The organism is Neotabrizicola sp. VNH66 (assembly GCF_049445895.1).
Taxonomy (GTDB): Bacteria; Pseudomonadota; Alphaproteobacteria; order Rhodobacterales; family Rhodobacteraceae; genus Pseudogemmobacter.
In genome coordinates this window covers 27,736-46,281 of sequence record NZ_JBMSDW010000021.1, presented here as the reverse complement: position 1 = coordinate 46,281, position 18,546 = coordinate 27,736, and the positions used below count along the sequence as shown (strand labels likewise).

The 18,546-nt window shown below is 66.4% G+C and carries 19 protein-coding genes; 11 read left to right on the top strand and 8 right to left on the bottom strand.

What is annotated here, in order from left to right:
• The first annotated feature begins 34 nt into the window (after positions 1-34).
• From ACO2Q5_RS20950 to ACO2Q5_RS20940, 3 genes are read left to right on the top strand one after another with little or no spacing between them, the layout of a single operon-like run.
• Positions 35-1,168: an iron-containing alcohol dehydrogenase gene (locus ACO2Q5_RS20950; protein WP_423294683.1), complete on the top strand. Its 1,134-nt coding sequence runs from the start codon at positions 35-37 to the stop codon at positions 1,166-1,168.
• 10 nt (positions 1,169-1,178) lie between these two features.
• On the top strand, positions 1,179-1,883 hold the full coding sequence (locus ACO2Q5_RS20945) for an SDR family NAD(P)-dependent oxidoreductase (RefSeq protein ID WP_423294681.1): 705 nt from the start codon (positions 1,179-1,181) through the stop codon (positions 1,881-1,883).
• 11 nt (positions 1,884-1,894) lie between these two features.
• The gene (locus tag ACO2Q5_RS20940) at positions 1,895-2,869 is read left to right on the top strand and encodes a zinc-binding dehydrogenase (protein WP_423294679.1); all 975 of its coding nucleotides are present in this window, start codon (positions 1,895-1,897) and stop codon (positions 2,867-2,869) included.
• A 20-nt stretch (positions 2,870-2,889) separates the two neighbouring features.
• On the opposite strand, the gene ACO2Q5_RS20935 is transcribed toward ACO2Q5_RS20940, so the two are convergent.
• The 8 genes from ACO2Q5_RS20935 to ACO2Q5_RS20900 are packed head-to-tail and all read right to left on the bottom strand — an operon-like array spanning position 2,890 to position 10,805.
• Positions 2,890-3,522, bottom strand: a complete 633-nt coding sequence (locus tag ACO2Q5_RS20935; protein ID WP_423294677.1) for an HAD family hydrolase — start codon at positions 3,520-3,522, stop codon at positions 2,890-2,892.
• Positions 3,519-4,982, bottom strand: a complete 1,464-nt coding sequence (locus ACO2Q5_RS20930; RefSeq protein WP_423294675.1) for a xylulokinase — start codon at positions 4,980-4,982, stop codon at positions 3,519-3,521. The genes ACO2Q5_RS20935 and ACO2Q5_RS20930 overlap by 4 nt, the downstream gene beginning before the upstream one ends.
• Before the next feature lie 3 nt (positions 4,983-4,985).
• Complete coding sequence (locus ACO2Q5_RS20925; RefSeq protein WP_423294673.1) at positions 4,986-5,234, bottom strand: hypothetical protein; 249 nt, start codon at positions 5,232-5,234, stop codon at positions 4,986-4,988.
• Positions 5,231-6,340 carry an ABC transporter ATP-binding protein gene (locus ACO2Q5_RS20920; protein ID WP_423294671.1) on the bottom strand — a complete coding sequence of 370 codons (1,110 nt, stop codon included), beginning with the start codon at positions 6,338-6,340 and terminating at the stop codon, positions 5,231-5,233. Before ACO2Q5_RS20920 ends, ACO2Q5_RS20925 begins: the two co-directional genes overlap by 4 nt.
• Positions 6,341-6,349: 9 nt before the next feature.
• Complete coding sequence (locus tag ACO2Q5_RS20915) at positions 6,350-7,204, bottom strand: carbohydrate ABC transporter permease (protein WP_423294669.1); 855 nt, start codon at positions 7,202-7,204, stop codon at positions 6,350-6,352.
• Entirely contained in the window at positions 7,194-8,141 is a 948-nt protein-coding gene (locus tag ACO2Q5_RS20910; RefSeq protein WP_423294667.1) for a carbohydrate ABC transporter permease, read from the bottom strand. The genes ACO2Q5_RS20915 and ACO2Q5_RS20910 overlap by 11 nt, the downstream gene beginning before the upstream one ends.
• A gap of 56 nt (positions 8,142-8,197) precedes the next feature.
• Entirely contained in the window at positions 8,198-9,613 is a 1,416-nt protein-coding gene (locus ACO2Q5_RS20905) for an ABC transporter substrate-binding protein (protein WP_423294665.1), read from the bottom strand.
• A 43-nt stretch (positions 9,614-9,656) separates the two neighbouring features.
• Entirely contained in the window at positions 9,657-10,805 is a 1,149-nt protein-coding gene (locus tag ACO2Q5_RS20900; RefSeq protein ID WP_423294663.1) for an ABC transporter ATP-binding protein, read from the bottom strand.
• A 127-nt stretch (positions 10,806-10,932) separates the two neighbouring features.
• Here ACO2Q5_RS20900 and ACO2Q5_RS20895 point away from each other — a divergent pair, with 127 nt between their 5' ends.
• The 8 genes from ACO2Q5_RS20895 (at position 10,933) to ACO2Q5_RS20860 (ending at position 18,545) form a co-directional block, all read left to right on the top strand.
• Complete coding sequence (locus ACO2Q5_RS20895; RefSeq protein ID WP_423294661.1) at positions 10,933-11,727, top strand: SDR family NAD(P)-dependent oxidoreductase; 795 nt, start codon at positions 10,933-10,935, stop codon at positions 11,725-11,727.
• Positions 11,728-11,861: 134 nt separating this feature from the next.
• Entirely contained in the window at positions 11,862-12,491 is a 630-nt protein-coding gene (gene eda / locus ACO2Q5_RS20890; protein WP_423294659.1) for a bifunctional 4-hydroxy-2-oxoglutarate aldolase/2-dehydro-3-deoxy-phosphogluconate aldolase, read from the top strand.
• A 44-nt stretch (positions 12,492-12,535) separates the two neighbouring features.
• Positions 12,536-13,369 (top strand): SDR family oxidoreductase, encoded by an 834-nt coding sequence (locus ACO2Q5_RS20885; protein WP_423294657.1) that lies wholly within the window; start codon positions 12,536-12,538, stop codon positions 13,367-13,369.
• Between the two features lie 3 nt (positions 13,370-13,372).
• Positions 13,373-14,431, top strand: coding sequence for a zinc-dependent dehydrogenase (locus ACO2Q5_RS20880; protein WP_423294655.1), 1,059 nt, complete (start codon positions 13,373-13,375; stop codon positions 14,429-14,431).
• Complete coding sequence (locus ACO2Q5_RS20875) at positions 14,428-15,477, top strand: galactitol-1-phosphate 5-dehydrogenase (protein ID WP_423294653.1); 1,050 nt, start codon at positions 14,428-14,430, stop codon at positions 15,475-15,477. Before ACO2Q5_RS20880 ends, ACO2Q5_RS20875 begins: the two co-directional genes overlap by 4 nt.
• Before the next feature lie 25 nt (positions 15,478-15,502).
• A complete protein-coding gene (gene glpK / locus ACO2Q5_RS20870) occupies positions 15,503-17,005 on the top strand; it encodes a glycerol kinase GlpK (protein ID WP_423294651.1) in 1,503 nt (500 codons plus the stop codon).
• A 4-nt stretch (positions 17,006-17,009) separates the two neighbouring features.
• Positions 17,010-17,957: a shikimate dehydrogenase family protein gene (locus tag ACO2Q5_RS20865; protein ID WP_423294649.1), complete on the top strand. Its 948-nt coding sequence runs from the start codon at positions 17,010-17,012 to the stop codon at positions 17,955-17,957.
• A 12-nt stretch (positions 17,958-17,969) separates the two neighbouring features.
• Positions 17,970-18,545, top strand: a complete 576-nt coding sequence (locus ACO2Q5_RS20860; protein WP_423294647.1) for a glucose-6-phosphate isomerase family protein — start codon at positions 17,970-17,972, stop codon at positions 18,543-18,545.
• The last annotated feature ends 1 nt before the right edge of the window (position 18,546 follow it).

The following is an 18,546-nucleotide window of genomic DNA, read 5'->3' as shown; positions in this document are numbered from 1 at the left end:
CATATATCATATATCTTATGGAAGGACGATGATGATGACCCACCCGCTGGATGTGTTCGATGCCGGGATGACGGTGTTCGGAGGGCCAGGCCGCTATGTGCAGGGGCAGGGCGTGCTGGACCGCACCGGGGCCTTTGCCGCGCAACTGGGCCGGTCCGCGGTGCTGCTGGCCGATGCAGTGATCCTGCCGCTGATCGGCCCCCGGATTGCCGCCAGTTGCACGGCGGCGGGTCTGGTGCTGGAGGTACTTCCCTTCGCGGGCAAGTTGTTGCCCAGCGCGGCGGCAGAGCTGGATGCCCAGCTTGGTGCCCGTGCGCCGCAGGTGGTGATCGCCGCAGGCGGCGGGCGGGCCATCGACGCGGGCAAGGCCTTGGCCGACCGGCGTGGCCTTGCCCTGATCACGCTGCCCACCGTCGCCTCGAACGACGCGCCGACGTCAAAGAACTATGTGCTGTATGACGAGGCGGGACATCTGGCCGAGGTCCGCCATCTGCGCCGCAGCCCGGATTTCGTGGTGGTCGACACCGCACTTCTGGCCACCGCGCCACGGGCGATGTTTGCCGCCGGGCTGGGCGATGCCCTGTCCAAGAAGGCCGAGGCGGAGGCTTGCGCCGCGGGCCGGGGGACGACGATGTTCCTGTCCCGCCCGCCGCGGCTGGCTACGGTCATCGCGGCGGAATGCCATGCCGTCCTTCTGGAGCATGGTGTGGCTGCCTTGGCCGCAGCAGGCACCGGCCAGCCCACCCCGGCCTTTGAGGCGGCGGTGGAGGCGATGATCCTGATGGCGGGCCTTGGCTTTGAAAGCGGTGGCCTGTCGGTGCCCCATGCTTTGACCCGGGGGGTGCCGCTGTTGCCCGGCGGGGCCACGGCGCCGCACGGTTTTCAGGTGGCATGGGGACTTGTGGTGCATCACCGGCTTCTGGACCAGCCGCTGCCCGCCGATCTGTCGGCGCTTTACACCGCGGCGGGCCTGCCCCGCACGCTGGCCGCGCTGACCGGCCAAACGGTGGCGCCCGCGCAGATCCGGGCACTGGCCGAGGCCTCTCTGCCCGTTCGCCACATGCTGAATTTTCCGCGGCCATTGGACCTGCCGCAACTGATTGCGGCCATCGAAACCGTCGAGGCCGCCGGAACCGAGGCTGCGCGCGACACGCGCCGCGCCGGATGAGGAGAGAAGAATGATTGAGGATAATCTGCCCCCGCTGGCCGTGATCACCGGGGGCGGCACCGGCATCGGCCGCGCGGTGGCCGAGTTGCTGGCGGCATCGGGCTATCGCTGTCAGGCGATCGGGCTGGACCGGGACGAAGACCTGCCTGCAGTGGTGGACTTTGCCCGCGCCGATGTCACCGATACGGCGGCGGTGCTGGCGGTGCTGCCGTCCGGGCCGGTGGCCGCGCTGGTGAATTGCGCCGGAATGCTGCGCCATGCGCAGGAATGGGAGACCGGCCCTTTTGAGCAGGTGATGCGGGTGAATGTCACCGCAGGTTTTGCACTGGCCAATGCGCTCTTGGACCGGCTGGCGGCAGCGGGGGGGGCGGTGGTCAACGTCGCCTCGATGTGGGCGATCTTCGGCTCTCCGGGGGCGCCGGCCTACACCGCCAGCAAGGGCGCGGTGGCGGCTGTCACGCGGGCGCAGGCGGTGGCCTGGGCCGCGCGGGGGGTGCGGGTGAACTCGGTCGCGCCGGGCTGGGTCGAGACGCGGATTTCCGAAAAGGCCCGCACCGATGCCACCCGGGCCGAGCGGATAGGCCAGCGCATCCCCATGGGTCGCTGGGCCCGCCCGGAAGAGGTGGCAACGGTGGTCCGGTTCCTGCTGTCGCAGGATGCGGGCTATGTGACCGGGGCAATGATCCCGGTAGACGGCGGCTATTCGGTGTGCTGAGGGAGAAAAGCATGAAAGCCTGGGTGCATCACGAAACCGGCGGGCCCGAGGTTCTGCGGCTGGAAGACCGGCCCAAACCCGTGCCCGGAAGGGGAGAGATTCTGATCCGCAACCGCGCGGTGGGGCTGAACCCGGTGGACTGGAAGTTCATCCTCTGGGGCCATCCGGCCTGGGACTGGCCGCATATCCCCGGCGTCGACGGCGCGGGCGAGGTAGAGGCTGTGGGAGAGGGTGTGCATCACCTGCGCCCCGGTGCGCGGGTGGCCTATCACAATGACCTGCTGCGGCCCGGTTCTTTCGCGCAATACACGGTGATCCCGGCCCGCGCGGCGATCCCCTTGCCTGATGCGCTGTCCTTTGCCGCCGCAGCGGCCTTGCCCTGTCCGGGCCTGACGGCTCTGCAGGCGGTGGAAAAGCTGCCGCTGCCGCCCGGCGCGCATGTGATGGTGACGGGGGCTTCGGGCGCCGTGGGGGGCGCCGTTCTGCAACTGGCCCGGGCGAGGGGCTGGGTGGTCCATGCCGTTGCTTCATCGGCGCAGGCGGGGCGGGTGCTCCGGCTGGGGGCGGCCAGCGTCACCGATTATCACCGCGACGGCTGGCGTGAGGATTGGGCAAAGCGGATCTCCGATCAGCCGCTGGAGGCGGTCATCGACATGGTCAGCGGCGCGCATGCCGCCAGCCTTGCACCGCTTCTGGCGGCGAATGGTCATCTGGTCTGCATTCAGGACCGGCAGGAGACGGCGCCGCTGCCCGCGTTCAGCACCACGATTTCGCTGCACGAAGTGGGGCTGAACGCACTGCATGCCCATGGCACCGATGCGCAATGGGGGCGGCTGATGGCCGCCGGAGCCACAATGGCCGCCGATATGGCAACCGGCCGGTTCGATCCGCAGATCCTTGAGGTGGCGCCTTTCGACACGCTCCCCGAGGCGCTGGCGCGGCTGAAGGCCGGGCCCAATCCGGGGAACCGCGTCGTCACCTTGTGACGGCGCGACCCGCCTGCCGTTCAGCCCAGAACCAGCCGGTCCAGTTCATCCATATCGGCCAGCGCCCGGACCCCGGGCGGCGGTGCCACGGTGGCATGGGGCACGAAGACGGTGCTGAGCCCTGCCGCCAGCCCGGCCTCGGCCCCGGCCAGACTGTCTTCGACCACCAGCGCGCGGGCGGGCGGGCACTCCAGCAGCCAAAGCGCGCGCAGATAGCCCTCCGGGTCGGGCTTGCCGCGGCGCAGGTCGTTGCGGCTGACCGTCACCAGCCCCGGCCGCGCCAGCCCGACAGTGGACAGGTTGGCATCCATGATCATCCGGTCGCTGTTTGACACAACCGCCTGCGCCCGGCCTGCCGCGGCATAGCGGTGAAAGGCGGCGATGGCCGGGGCAAAGCCCTGCAGCTGCGGCAGACAGGCCAGATAGCCCCGCAGCTTCCGCTCCTCCCAGTCGACCGGCGACAGGGCCAGGCCCAGTTCACGGACAAACCTTTCATAAAGCGCATCCGCCGCCCGGCCGACTACGGTGTCATAAAGGTCATCGGGCACCGGCAATCCTTCGGAGAGCAGGGCATCGCGCAGCGCCGATACGGCAAAATGCTCGCTGTCGACAAGGGTGCCGTCCATGTCCCAGAGTACGGCATCAAACGTCATGGCAAAGTCTCCGAAAGGGTCTGGTTGACCGCGGCCATCAGGCGGCGGATCCGGGCAAAGCGGGCCACAAGGGCCTCGTGCCGGGGGCGGTGTTCGGGGCGGGGCAGCACCGGCGGGCGATGGCGGACCATGGCGCGGGCGGCCTCTTCGGGGCTGGCAAAGCGGCCAAGCGCGGCATGGCCAAGCACCGCCGCGCCGATCAGGCCGCATTCCGCCTCTTCGGTGGGGATGACGGGCACGCCGAAGACATCGGCCTTGATCTGCAGCCAGACCGCCGATCTTGCGCCGCCCGCCGTGGCGATGATGCGATCAGGCGGGCCGGTGGCGGCGATGACCGGGGCAAAGGCCTCGGCCATGGCCAGAACCACACCTTCCAGCACCGCGCGCTGCAGGTGGGCCGGGCCATGCCCCGCGGTCAGCCCGACGAAGCCGGCCTTGCTGGCCACCCCGGCGCCCAACCTTTCGCCGGTCAGATAGGGCAGGAACATCAACCCGTCCGACCCCGGCGCCACGGCGGTGGCTTCGGCGGTCAGCGCCTCAAGACCGCTGCGGTCGCGGTCAAGGCTGCGGGCGGCCCAGCGGACGGCATCACCCGCCGCATCCACCACCGCAAAGGCGCCCCAGTGCCGCAGGGGCAGGGCCACGTTCATCACCTGCGGGTGCCGCACCGGCTCTGCCACTACGCGGGTCAGCAGGAATGAGGTGCCGGTGACATCGCAGACCTCTCCCGGCTCCGACAGGCCCGCCCCCAGCAAGGCGCAGGGGAAATCCCCCGCGCCGACCAGAACCGGCGTTCCGGCCGGCAGCCCGGTTTCGGCCGCCGCCGCATCGGTGACCGGCCCCAGCACCAGGTCTGATCGCAGAAGCGGCGGCAGCAGCGCCTCGGGCACCTGAAGCCGGGCGGCCATGACCGGGGACCAGTTGCGCGCCGCGGGATCGGACAGAAAGCTTGATCCCGCCTCGCTCCAATCCATCGCACGCGCGCCCGTGAGGCGGAAGTTGATGTAATCCTTGGGCATCAGCAGCGTCGCCGCCCGGGCCAGCGCCGCCGGATCGTGGCGCGCCAGCCAGTTCAGCTTGATCCCCGGCCAGGCGGTGGTGGGCGGGTTCACCGCGCCGGGCAGCGGTTGCGCCTGAAGCGCGGCCACCTCGGCCGCGGCGCGCTTGTCATTCCAGAGCGGCACCCGCGCCTGCACCACCGCGCCGCTGCGGTCCAGCAGGACGGGCGCATGCATCTGGCCGCAGGCCACCACAGCGGAAACCGTGCGGCCCGTTTCGGCCAGCACCTGCCGCACCACGGCAACCGTGCCAGCCCACCAGTCCGCCGGGGCCTGTTCCACCCAGCCATGCCGGGGCAGGTGGGTGGCATGGGACCGGGCCGCGCGGGCCAAGACCCGGCCGCGGCCATCCACCAGACCGGCGCGGACCGATCCGGTGCCGATGTCGAGGGCGAGCAGCACCGCCTAACGGTCCTTGAGGTAAAGCCATGTCAGGTTTGCCACGATCAGAAGGATCGCCGCCCAGAACAGGAATTCCATCGGCCATTTCAGCAGCCGCAGCCGGTCATTGGCCAGCTTGCCCGCGACCATCAGCGCCAGAGCGGGCAGGGTGGCGGGCCAGTGCGTCAGATCCCCCGCCATGGCGGTGCAGCCCCCCGCAAGGCCGCCCATGATCAAGAGAAGCGTCAGCCAGCGGGAACGGGCGGCGGTCATGCGCGGCTCCTGTCGGTAAAGGCGGCCTGCGCCAGAGTGCGGCCACTGGCGAGGTCGAAGAGATACAGATGGTCGGGGCGCGGGCGCAGATGCACCGTGTCGCCGGGGGCAAAATCATCGCTTTGGCCGGTGGTCTGACGCACCTTGAAGGGCTGGCCGCCAAGATCGAAGGTCATGAGGTTCTCTGCCCCCATCGGCTCCATCGCCTCCAGCCGCGCGGCAAAGCCGCCGGGCAGCGGAGCGGGCGCGGTCTCCACATGCTCGGGCCGGATGCCAAGGCGCATGGGGCCGGGGGCGATGCGGTGCTGCGCCAGCCAGCCGGAGGGCGCCGTCGCGGTGAAGCCCGCGGCCTGCAGCTGCCCGTCGTCCAGTGTCACCTCCAGGATGTTCATCTGCGGCTCTCCCACAAAGCCAGCGACAAAGGCATTGGCGGGGCGGTCGAACACCTCCTGCGGCGGGGCGAGTTGCAGAAGTTCGCCCCCGTTCATCACCGCGATCCGGTCGGCCATCGACATGGCTTCCAGCTGGTCATGGCTGACGAACAGGGTGGTGCGACCCAGTTCCTTTTGCAGATGCCGCAGCTCGGCCCGCATATGGGCGCGCAACTTGGCGTCCAGATGGCTGATCGGCTCGTCCATCAGGAACACATCAGCGTCGCGCACCAGCATCCGCCCGATGGCCACCCGCTGTGCCTGCCCGCCCGAAAGCCCCTCGGTCCCGCGGTGCAGCACGCCGGTGATCTGAAGAAGCTCGGCCACCTCATGCACCTTGCGGCGGATGTCGGCGGCGGACCAGCCCCGCACCTTCAGCGGATAGGCCAGGTTTTCGTAGACCGAGAGGTGGTGGTAGAGGACGTTCGACTGGAACACCATGCCCACGTTCCGGTAGCGCGGCTTCAGGAAGGTGACGTTGCGCCCCCCCAGCTCGATCCGGCCCGATGTCGGCATCAGGAGCCCCGCGATCATCCGCAGGGTGGTGGTCTTGCCGCAGCCCGAGGGGCCGAGGAAGAACACGAATTCCCCATCCGCGATGGTAAAGGACAGATCGCCCACGGCGGTGAACTGCCCAAAGCTGCGATGCAGCCGTTCGACCCGGACTTCGGCCATGGTTCCCCCTTAGCGCACCATGCCCATCGACAGGCCGCGGATGAATTGCTTCTGCACGGCGATCACGAAGACCATGATCGGTGCGGTGATGATCAGGCATGCGGCGCCGAGCACGTCCCAGCTGACCTCGGCATTGACGGCGAAGGTCACGACGGCAGGCGGCAGCGTCTTGGTGGAGGAGCCGGACAGGAACAGCGCGAAGGCATATTCATTCCAGGACAGGATCAGCACGAAGATCGCGGTCGCCGTGATGGCGGGGGCCATCATCGGCAGCACCACCCGGCGGAAGGCGCCGAACCACGTGTCGCCATCGACCAGCGCGATTTCCTCCAGCTGGCGGGGCACATCCTCGAAATAGCCCTTCAGCATCCAGACGACGAAGGGCAGCTGCATCGCGGTGTAAAGCGTGATCAGGCCAAGATAGGTGTCCAAGAGGTCGAGCGTCTTGAAGATCAGGAACATCGGCAGGATCACCGCCACGGCGGGCATCATCCGGTTGGTCAGGATCCAGAAGGACACGTCGTCCTTGCCCGCGAAATCGAACCGGGCCAGCGCATAGGCACAGAACATGCCCAGCGTCACCGACAGCACCGTGGACGAGACCGAGACGATCAGGCTGTTCTTCAGAAAGCCCAGCATCCCCTTGTCCACGATCAGCACGCGGAAGGCATCCAGCGTCGGGGTGAACACCCATTGCGGCGGGACGGCCCGGGCCACGTCGCGCGGCATGAAGGCGGTCATCACCATCCAGACCACCGGCAGCATGGCGATCACGCAGACCACGATCAGGATCAGATGCACCCACCAGTTCCGCTCCTGTTCGGGCGCATCGGGCGAAAGGACGGCGGAGAGGTCACGGCTCATCTTGTTTCCCCTCTTCAATGCGGGTGCGGCTGAGGATGCGGATGAAAAGCGTGCTCATGGCCAGGATCAGCACGAAGATGATCAATGACAGCGCGGCGGCCTTCGACACATCAAAGAAGCGGAAGGCCAGATTGGTCAGCCAGATGTTCAGCGTCTCGGTCGAATTGCCGGGCCCGCCCGAGGTCAGGACGGCGATCTGGTCATAGGTGCGGAAGGCGTCCATTGTGCGGATCACCACCGCAATCAGGATGGCCGGTTTCAGCATCGGCATGGTGATGGTCCAGAACACCCGCCATGCGCCCGCGCCGTCGATCTCGGCCGCCTCATAGGGTTCGGGCGGGATTGCGGCCAGCCCGGCGTGCAGGATCAGGAACATGAACGGCGTCCATTGCCAGACGTCGATGAAGATCAGCGTCCGCAGGGCCGAGCCGGGGTCGTTCAGGAAGGTGGGCGGCGCCATGTCGATCATCCCGGCCAAGGCATTGGCGTAATAGGAGATCAGCCCCGAATTCGGGAACAGCATGTATTTCCAGATCAGCCCCACCACCAGGGGCGGCACCACCATCGGCAAGAGGATCGCCAGCCGGTACAGCGCCTTGCCCCGGATGCGGCGGCGGAACAGCAGCGCAAGGCCAAGTCCGGCCCAGAATTCCAGAAACACCGCCGAGACGGTGAAGATCAGCGTCAGCTTCAGCGCATTGAAGAAGCCCGGATCCTGCACCAGCGCCTGATATTGCTCCAGCCCGACGAACCACGTCTCCAGATAGGGTTTCGACAGGATGATGTTGGTCGAGGCGAGATAGAGCGAATAGCCGAAGGGGAAGATCCCCACGACGAACAGGATGATCAGCGTCGGCCCCATCAGGAGCCATGGGAACCAGCGGCGGTTCTGGATCGCCACGCGGGGCGCGGCGGCGGCGGTGCGGGGGTCGGGCATCTTGGGCCTCATCGGGAAAAGGGGGCGCCGCGCGGGTGACGGCGCCCCGGGTCGCATCAGCCCCAGTCGGCCGGGTTGCGGTCGTAATAGGACAGGTCGCGCCACAGCTGCCGCGGGTTCTTCGCCCCGCTGCGATAGTAGCCGCCCCGCTTGAAGGCCGCGGTCATGTCGTCCTGCATGGCGGCCAGCGCCTGTTCTGCCGTGATCTCTCCACCCCAGGCGCGGTTGCCGTGCAGCCCCATGATTTCCGAGATTTCGGCCCATTCCGGCACCCGGATACGCTCATCCGGGTTCGCGGTCTTGACCATGTAATCATAAAGCGCCGCACCCCAGGGCTGGGCCGCCTGAAACTCCGGATCCTGAAAGGTGGAATGGCGCACGGCGGGATTACCGCCGATGCAGGCTTTGCGCAGCCGTTCCTTGTGGGTGATCCACTGGACGAACAGCCAGGCCGCCTCCTTGTTCTTGGAATCCACCGAAATCGACAGGCCCCACGATCCGAAGAACGGATCGGTCCGCCCTTTCGGTCCGATGGGAGAGTGCAGCGCCACGTTCTTGCCCTTGATGTCCAGCCCGGGGCCTTCGTAATGCTCGACGATAAAGCCGGAATAGGTGATCGAGCCGCCCGCCTTGCCCTGCTGATAGACGGCCAGCTGCTCACCATAGCCGTAGTTCAGATCATCCTTCGGCGTGAATTGCTTCAGGCCAAGGTAGAAGTTCAGCGCCGCCAGATTGTCTTCGTTGTTGACGGTGACTTCCCACGCCTCGTTGACGAATTCATTCCCCGCCTTCGCCGGGTCCTGGAAGGCATACATCAGCGGCGTGAACATCCAGCCCCAGAACCAGCGCTGCGGCCCGGTGACATAGCCCGCCTGCCCCTTGCCCGCATCGGTCAGCGCGGCGCAGATTTCGGTCATCTTGTCGGTGGTGAAGGTGCCGTCGAACCGGCCCGGAACCGCGATCCCGGCCGCCTCGATCCAGTCGGCGCGGAACATGTTGCCCACCGTGCCGCAATCGAAGGGCACGTTATACATCGTGTCGTTGTAGACGCCGGTGCCGGAATAGACCCGCGCGATAAAATCGTTCGGATCGTAATCTTCGGCCGTCAGCTCCGGATCGGCCAGATATTTCGATACCGGCTCCAGATAGCCGGCAGCGGCATATTCGGCCAGCCACATGATATCGACGGTGAAGAGGTCAAAACGCCCGGTCTTTGACGACATGTCCAGCAGCGTCTTCTCGCGGGTGTTCTCAAACGGCGCATATTCGATGTTCACCTTGATGCCGGTGGCCTCTTCGAATTCCGGCACCTGCGCCCACAGGGCCGCATGGCTGCCGAACTGGACGGCCAGAAGGTTCAGGGTGGTGCCCTCGAACGCCTTCATCCGGGCGGCTTCGGCCCGAAGGATGGCGGGTGTGAACAGCAGGGAACTGCCCAAAAGCAGCCCCATCCTGCGACGGGTCAGGTTCATGTCTTCCTCCTCTGTGATGGCCGCGGGCCTCCTCCCGCGGGGTTCAGGCCGCGCGGCGCGGGCCCGGATCGGGGTGGGCCAGTGCCTGGCCCGTCCCGGAATCGAAGAGATGCAGCGCGCCGGGATCGACGCGGAAAGATATGGGCGCGCCAATCGCGGGCAGCGCCCGGCCGTCCGGCGCCCGGCGTGACCAGATCCGCAGGATGCGGCCGCCGGACTCGACATCGTAGACGGTTTCGGAGCCGAGCGTTTCCACCGCATAGACCCGGCCGGTTTCGACATTGGGCTGCCCGGCATCCCCGGGCGCGGCCAGCGTCAGGTGCTGCGGCCGCATGCCCAGCACCACACCTCCGGCCCGGCGGTTCTGCAGCCCGTGGCGGGTCACCCATCCGGCATTCAGATGCAGGGAAACGCCCGGGGCCTCGGCCCGCCAGTCGCCGCCGTCCTGCACCAGTGCGCAGTCCAGCGTGTTCATCGCGGGTTCCCCCACGAACTCCGCGACAAAGCGGTTGGCGGGCGTGTCGAAGATCTGCCGCGGCGTGCCGACCTGCTGCACCCGGCCCTTGTCGATGACGACGATCCGGTCGCCCATCGTCATCGCCTCCAGCTGGTCATGGCTGACATACAGGATGGTTGCGGCAAACTCGCGCTGCAGCTTCTTGAATTCCACCCGCATATGGGCGCGCAGTTTGGCGTCCAGATGACTGATCGGCTCGTCCATCAGGTAGATCGAGGCATCGCGCACCAGCGCCCGCCCGATGGCCACACGCTGCTGCTGGCCGCCCGACAGTTGCCCCGGCCGCCGGTCCAAGAGATGTCCGATGCCCAGAATCTCGGCCGTGCGCCCGATGCGGCTGCGTATGTCACTGTCGGTCATCCGGCGCAGGCGCAGCGGATAGGCCATGTTCTCGAACACGTTCAGATGCGGATAGAGCGAGTTCTTGTCATAGACCATCGCCACATTGCGGTCGCGCGGGGCGATCCCGGCCATGTCGCGCCCGCCCAGCAAGATGCGCCCGCTGTCGGGCTGATCCAGCCCGGCCGTCAGCCGCAGCGTGGTGGTCTTACCCGCACCGGACGGGCCCAGAAGGAAGACGAACTCTTGTTCGGCAACACTGAGGCTCAGCCCGTCAAGCGCCGGTGCAGCCTGGCCGAACCGGCGCACCAGATGCTCGATCTGCAGCGTGGCCATCTCCGCTTCCCTCCCCGTCGAAGTGGATTTCATGTGCGGACAACTATAGGGAAACAATTTGCTTGCGTGTCAAGATATATCAAATAAAATTCTCTGACGGCACTTCAAGAGGGAAGAGAGGCGGCAAATGGATCTGGGATTGGCAGGAAAGAAGGCCCTGATTTCAGGGTCTTCCGGTGGCATTGGCGAAGCGGTGGCGCTGTCTCTGGCGCAGGAGGGGGCCGAAGTCATCCTCAACGGTCGCAGCGTCGAATCGGTTGAGGCGGCAATCGGACGCCTTCGGGCAGCAGTGCCGGGCGCGGTGGTATTCGGGCTGGTGGCTGATCTTGGCACGGCCGAAGGCTGCAGCAAGGCCGCGGCAGAGCTGCCCGCCGATGCGCTGGATATTCTGGTCAACAACCTTGGCATCTATGAACCGGTGGATTTCTTCGATGCGACCGATGCCCAATGGCAGCGATTGATCGAAGTGAATGTGATGAGCGGGGTGCGGCTGGCCCGCCACTTCCTGAAGGGCATGATCACGCGCGGCACCGGCCGGGTGATCTTCATGGCCAGCGAATCCGGCCTGAACCCCGCGCCCGAGATGGCGCATTATTCGGCCACCAAGACCATGCAGATTTCCGTCTCGCGCAATCTGGCCGAACTGACCAAGGGCACCGATGTGACGGTAAACGCCATTCTGCCCGGCCCGGTGAACACCGACGGCGTGGGCACGTTCATCGCCGATCTGTTTCCTGAGCTGCCGCGGGAAGAGGCGCACCGCAAATTCATGCGCGAGAACCGCCCGACCTCGCTGATCCAGCGGCTGACCCGGCCCGAGGAGATCGGCGATTTCGTCTGTTTCATCGCCTCGGCCCGGGCCAGCGCGGTGAATGGCGCGGCGCTGCGGGTGGATGGCGGGATGGTGCGTTCGGTGGTGTAGATTTTCTGCACCCCTATGCGGCGTGAAATTCATTTCTCTCCTCTTGCAATCAAAGGAAATAACTTTTATATCGAGTCGCAGGGAAGGAAGTTTCCGCCACACCTGCGCGGAACTTGCGGAAAAGGGAGAGAGAGATGTCGGTCATCGACAGGATCGGGGCAGCTCGGCTGCTTCCGGTCGTGGTTCTCGAACGCGCCGAAGATGCGGTGCCGCTGGCGCGGGCGTTGCTAGCTGGCGGGCTGGATGTGGCGGAGGTGACCTTCCGCTCGGATGCCGCTGCTGAAAGCATCGCCCGGATTGCCGCCGAGGTGCCCGACATGCTGATCGGCGCGGGCACCGTTCTGACCACCGCACAGGTGGCCGAGGCGCGGAAGGCGGGTGCACAGTTTTTGGTAACGCCCGGCTACAATCCCGCCGTGGTCGCCGCGGCGCAGGCGGCGGGCCTGCCCATCGTGCCGGGGGTGAACAATCCGACCGGGGTGGAAACCGCGATGGCGGCGGGCCTGTCGCTGGTCAAGTTCTTTCCGGCCGGTCCTTCGGGCGGCGTGCCCTTCCTCAAGGCGCTGATGGGGCCCTATGCGGGAATGCGCTATGTGCCCACCGGCGGCATTTCGGCCGCCAATCTGCAGGAATATCTGGCGCTGAAGGCGGTGCTCGCCTGCGGCGGCTCATGGATGGTCGATCCGGCGCTGATCCGTGCCGGGCGGTTCGACCGCATCACCGAACTGACGGCCGAGGCCGTGGCACTGGCCCGCGCGGCCTGATCCCCAACCCAAAATCGGCCCAGCGGGGCCCATCGGAGGAAAACATGGCGACCAATACCCTGTCGGCAGGGCTGTCCCTGCATGGCAAAACCTGCATCGTCACCGGCGCCGCATCCGGCATCGGCGAGGCGGTGGCCCGCATCTATGCCGCGAACGGCGCCAATGTGGCGATGGTGGATTTCGACCGCGAGCGGCTGGACCGCATCTCTGCCGAGATCAAGGCCGAGGGCGGCAGCATCCTGCCGATCTTCGCCGATGTGACCGAGGAAGAGACGGTCCGCGCCTTCTTCAAGCAGACGCATGATGCCTTTGGCTCCATCGACGTGGTGGTGAATTCCGCCGGGCGCGACAGCCTTGCCCCGCCGGTCACGCAGGTGACACTGGAGGAATGGAACAAGACCATCGGCCCGAACCTGACGGCAGTGTTCCTGTGCTGCCGCGAAGCCTTCGTTTACATGGAAAAGCAGGCGAATGGCGGGCGCATCATCAACATGGGCTCGTCCTCGACCCGCGTCGCCTCGGGACCCGGGCACAGCCCCTATCGCGCGTCCAAGCACGGCATGCTGGGCTTCTCGAAGAACATCCTGCTGGAAGGCAAGGAAAAGAAGATCGGCGTGACCGTTCTGAACCCCAGCCACGTCAAGACGCCGATGACCGAGATCATCGACAAAGGGCTCTATGACGGCAATCTGGAGGCCTATACCGACGGCTGGCTGGATGAAAAAGAGATGCAGGAAGGCATCCACGCTTCCTGCATCGAGGTCGACAACGTCGCCTGGCTGGCGCTTTACGTCGCCACCCGCACCCCCGATGTCACCATCCCGACCATCGCGCTGTATCCCACCCACAAGGCGCACCGCTACGGGATGGAGGTCTGATCCGTGAAGGCCGCCGTCTATCAGGGACGCGGCGGCGTGGCGCTGCTGGAGCGTCCCCGCCCGGTGCCCGGCCCGGATGAGCTTCTGGTCCGGGTGCAGGCCGCATCCATCTGCGGCACGGATACCAAGATCATCCGCGGCGGCCATTTCCGGGTCGGCCCGGACGAAACCCGCGTCCTTGGCCATGAGCTGGCCGGGGACATCGTCGAGACGGGCGCCAATATCCGCGGCTGGCGGGTGGGGCAGCGCGTGTCGGTGGTGCCGAACATCGGCTGCGGCCATTGCGACATGTGCCGCCGCGGGCTGAACAACATGTGCCCCGATTACGACGCCTTCGGCATCAACATCGATGGCGGGTTTCAGCAATATATGATCGTCACCGCCGCGGCGCTGGCGGGGGGCAACCTGATCGGCATCCCCGACGGGATGAGCTATGAAGACGCCTCGCTGGTGGAACCGCTGTCCTGCTGTTTCAACGCGTGGAAGGATCTGGCCGTCACGCCCGAAGACCGGGTGCTGATCCTTGGCACCGGACCGATTGCGGGACTGTTCCTGATGCTGGCCCGGGCCTATGGCGCGCGGCAGGTGATCGTGGTCGGCCGCCGTGCCGAACGGCTGGAGGAGATCGCCCCTTTGGGCGCCACCGATACGGTGGACAGCAGCCGCGCCGACGTGGTGGATGAGGTGCTGCGCCTGACCGGCGGCCATGGCGCCGACGTGGCGCTGACCTGTGCGCCTGCGCCGGAGTTGCAGCAGCAGGCCATGGCCTGTCTGGCCCGGCTGGGGCGGATGAATTTCTTCTCCGGCCTGACCAAGGGCAGCCGGGTCGAGATCGACACCAACAAGGTGCATTATTGGGGGCTGAAGCTCCTCGGCTCCACCGGGTCGAGCGTGCAGGATTACGCCCGCGCCCTGCGGCTGGTTGAGACGGGGCAGGTGCAGGTGGGCCGGGTGGTGACCCATCGCTTCGGCATGGCCGAGGCCGAGGCCGCCTTTGCCCATGCCCTGTCCGGGCAGGGCATGAAAACGGTGATCTTTCCGCAGGAAGAGAGGCTTTCATGAAAGCGGCGGTTCTGCATGCGCCGGGCGACCTGCGGGTCGAAGAGGTGCCGGTGCCGGAAATCGGCCCGGGTGAAGTGCTGGTGCGCGTCCAGGCGGCAGGCATCTGCGGGTCGGATATCGGCCGGGTGATGGTGACGGGGACCTATGCCTTCCCCACCATCCCGGGCCATGAATTCGCGGGTGAGGTGGCGGCGGTGGGCGACGGCGTTGCCCATCTCGCCCCGGGCGACAAGGTGGCGGTGGCGCCGCTGATGCCCTGCGGCGCCTGCGAATGGTGCGCGGCGGGAAAATTCTCGCTCTGCGATACCTATGATTTCATGGGTTCGCGCAGCGACGGCGCCTTTGCGGATTATCTGAAGGCCCCCGCGCGCAACGTGCTGAAGGTGCCGGACAGCGTTTCGTTCGAAGAGGCAGCCACCATCGAACCCGCCGCCATCATCCTGCACGGCATCCACAAGCTGAACCTGCGGCTGGGCGATGCCGTGGCGGTGGTCGGCTGCGGGGCACTGGGCTATTTCGCCCTGCAATTCGCCAAGCTGTCGGGTGCTTATCCTCTGATCGCCATCGACGTGGACGAAGACAAGCTGGCGCTGGCGCGGCAGGTGGGCGCCGATCTCTGCATCAACCCCGCGAAAGAGGATGCGGTGGCCGCCGTGCGCGCCGCAACCGGCGGGCGTGGCGTGGCCATTGCGCTGGAATGCGCGGGCTCGGCCCCCGGGCGCGATCTGTCGATCCTTGTGACCGCCAAGCAGGGCAAGGTGATGCTTTACGGCACCGCTTATGGCGATGTGACCTTTGCGGAAAAGGCTTTCGCGCGGATGGTGCGCGAAGAGCTTGAAGTTGTGGGGTCGTGGAACTCCTATTCCCTGCCGTTTCCGGGGAAGGAATGGTTCGACATCATCGCCCTGCTGGCAGAGGGGCGGCTGAAGGTCGGCCCGATGATCACGCATCGCGCCGCGCTGGAGGAGGCGCCCGCGATCTTCAAGGCGCTGAAGGCCCGGACCTTCGGCCCATACCACAAGATCCTGTTCACGCCGCAGGGCTGACAGGCGGGGCAGGGGGGAGGAAACCATGACCCAATATGTGATGGCGCTGGATGAGGGCACCTCAAGCGCGCGGGCCATCCTGTTCGACCGCGGCGGCAGTATCGTCGCCATCGGGCAGCGGGAATTCCGGCAGATCTATCCGAAGCCCGGCTGGGTGGAACATGACGCCGAAGAGATCTGGGCGACCCAGCTTTCGGTGGCGCGCGAGGCGATCCACAAGGCCGGGATCACCCCCGAACAGGTGGCCGCCATCGGCATCACCAATCAGCGGGAAACCTGCGTGATCTGGGACCGCCGCACCGGCCAGCCCATCCACAATGCGCTGGTCTGGCAGGACCGCCGCACCTCGGGCACCTGCGATGCGCTGAAGGCGCGCGGGCTGGAAGCCTATGTGAAAGACACGACAGGACTGGTGATCGACGCCTATTTCTCGGGCACCAAACTGGCATGGATGCTGGACCATGTGCCGGGCGCGCGTGACCGGGCCGAGCGGGGAGAGCTGGCGGCGGGCACCATCGACAGTTGGCTGATCTGGAACCTGACCGGCGGGCGGGCGCATGTGACCGATGCCTCCAACGCCTCGCGCACGCTGTTGTTCAACATCCGCACGGGGGATTGGGACGACCGTCTGCTGGCCGAGCTGAACGTGCCGCGCAGCATATTGCCTCAGGTGCGCGACAGTTCCGAAATCTACGGCGTGACCGACCCCGACCTGTTCGGGGCGGAGATTCCGGTGGCCTCCTCCATCGGCGATCAGCAGGGCGCGCTGTTCGGCCAGTCCTGCTTTGGCGCGGGGCAGGTGAAGGCAACCTATGGCACCGGCGGCACGCTTCTGATGAACACCGGGACGGTGCCGGTCGGGTCTGACAACGGGCTTCTGACCACGGTGGCGTGGCGGTTGGGCGGTCGGCTGGAATATGCGCTGGAAGGCACGCTCTTTTCGGTCGGCACCGTGGTGCAATGGCTGCGGGACGAGCTGAAGCTGATCCATTCCGCAGCTGAGACGGAACCCGCCGCGCTGGAGGTGGCCGATACCAACGGTGTCTATGTGGTGCCCGCCTTCACCGGCCTGTCCGCGCCGTTCTGGGACCAATATGCCCGCGGCACCATCGTGGGCATCACCCGCGGCGCCAACCGCAACCATCTGATCCGCGCCTCGCTGGAAAGCATGGCCTATCAGATCCGCGACGTGATCGGCGCGATGGAGGCGGATTCCGGCATCGCTCTGGCCGAGCTGAAGGTGGACGGCGGCGCCGCGATGAACAATTTCGTGCTGCAGTTTCAGGCCGATCAACTGGGTGTTTCGGTGCTGCGGCCCACGATTATCGACACCACGGCCCGGGGCGCCGCGTTTCTGGCAGGGCTGGCCGTGGGCTACTGGAAGGACCGTGAGGATCTGACCACCGCCTTCACTTTGGACCGCGCCTTTGCCCCCTCAGACGACCGGGACGGCGCCGATGCGCTTTACCGCGGCTGGACCCGCGCGGTGGACCGCGCCCGGGACTGGGCCGCCCACGATCAGGATTGATGCCATGAGCTATGACCCCGCCACCCGCCCGACGATGTATTTCATCGGTGTCACCACCGCGAAATCCTCGATCATGAAGGTGTTTCCCGCATGGGCGAAACATCTGGGCATCGACGCCGTGCTGAAGGGCATCGACTTTGCCCCGAATGCCCATCCGGCGGCCTATCGGGCGGCGGTCGGGTTCATCAAGGGCGATCCGCTGTCGCTGGGCGCGCTGGTGACCACGCATAAGGTGAACCTGCTGAAAGCCTCCCGCGATCTGTTCGGCGAGCTGGACCCCTATGCGCAGACGCTACACGAGATCAGCTCGATCTCGAAACGCGGCGGGCGGCTGGTGGGCCATGCGAAGGACCCGATCACCGTGGGCGTCAGCCTTGAGGCCATCGTTCCGCCCGGTTACTGGGCTGAGACGGCTGCCGCGCTGTGCATCCTTGGGGCGGGCGGGTCGTCGCTGGCGCTGACGCTCTATCTGCACAACAAGAAGCGGGCAGGCGGTGATGTCCCGCAGCGCATTGTCGTGACCGCCCGGCGCGAGGCGAGCCTTGCCGAGATGCGCCATGTCCATTCCCAGATCGGCCTGACGATCCCGGTGGACTACCGGCTGGCCCCCACGCAGGTTGATGCCGATGCGGTCGTGGCCGAACTGCCGCCCGGCTCGATGGTGGTCAACGCAACCGGCCTTGGCAAGGACGGGCCGGGTTCACCCCTGTCGGACGCGGTGCAGTTCCCCGAAGGCGGGATCGTCTGGGAATTCAACTATCGCGGCGATCTGGTCTTTCTGGATCAGGCCCGCGCCGCAGCAGCCTCACGCGGTCTGACGGTCCACGACGGCTGGGTCTATTTCATCCACGGCTGGACCCGCGTGATTGCCGAGGTTTTCGACATCGACATCCCCATGGCGGGCCCGGCCTTTGATCAGCTTGGCCGCATCGCCCGCGACGCAACCTCCTGAAAGGAGAAAGATATGTCCGACATGACCCCGACCAAGTTCGACTTCAACACCGTCACCGGCCTGTCCAAGACAGCCAAGCCGATCGCGCGGCCCCTGTCCACGCTGAAGGGCTATTTCCACGACACCGCCGCTTTTGACGCCGCTTTGGCTGCGGGCGATCCGCTGGTTTACGAATATTTCGACATGGGTGTGCCTGAGACCGATGGCAACGTGGCCTATGGCACCACCTCGATCAAGCCGGGCAAGATCGGTGACGAATATTTCATGACCAAGGGCCATTTCCACACCGTGCTGGACACGGCGGAAGTCTATTACTGCCTGTCCGGCCATGGCGGCATGATGATGGAAACGCCTGAGGGCAAGGTCGAATGGCGTGAGATGCGGCAGGGCGATGCGGTCTATGTGCCGGGCCGTTGGGCGCACCGCTCCATCAACATCTCGGCCACCGAGAATTTCGTGATGTTCTTCGCCTTCCCCGGCCATGCGGGCCATGATTACGGCACCATCGCCACCAAGGGGTTCCGCAAGCTGATGGTCGAACGCGACGGCAAGCCCGTCATGATCGACAATCCGCGCTGGAACGGCTGAC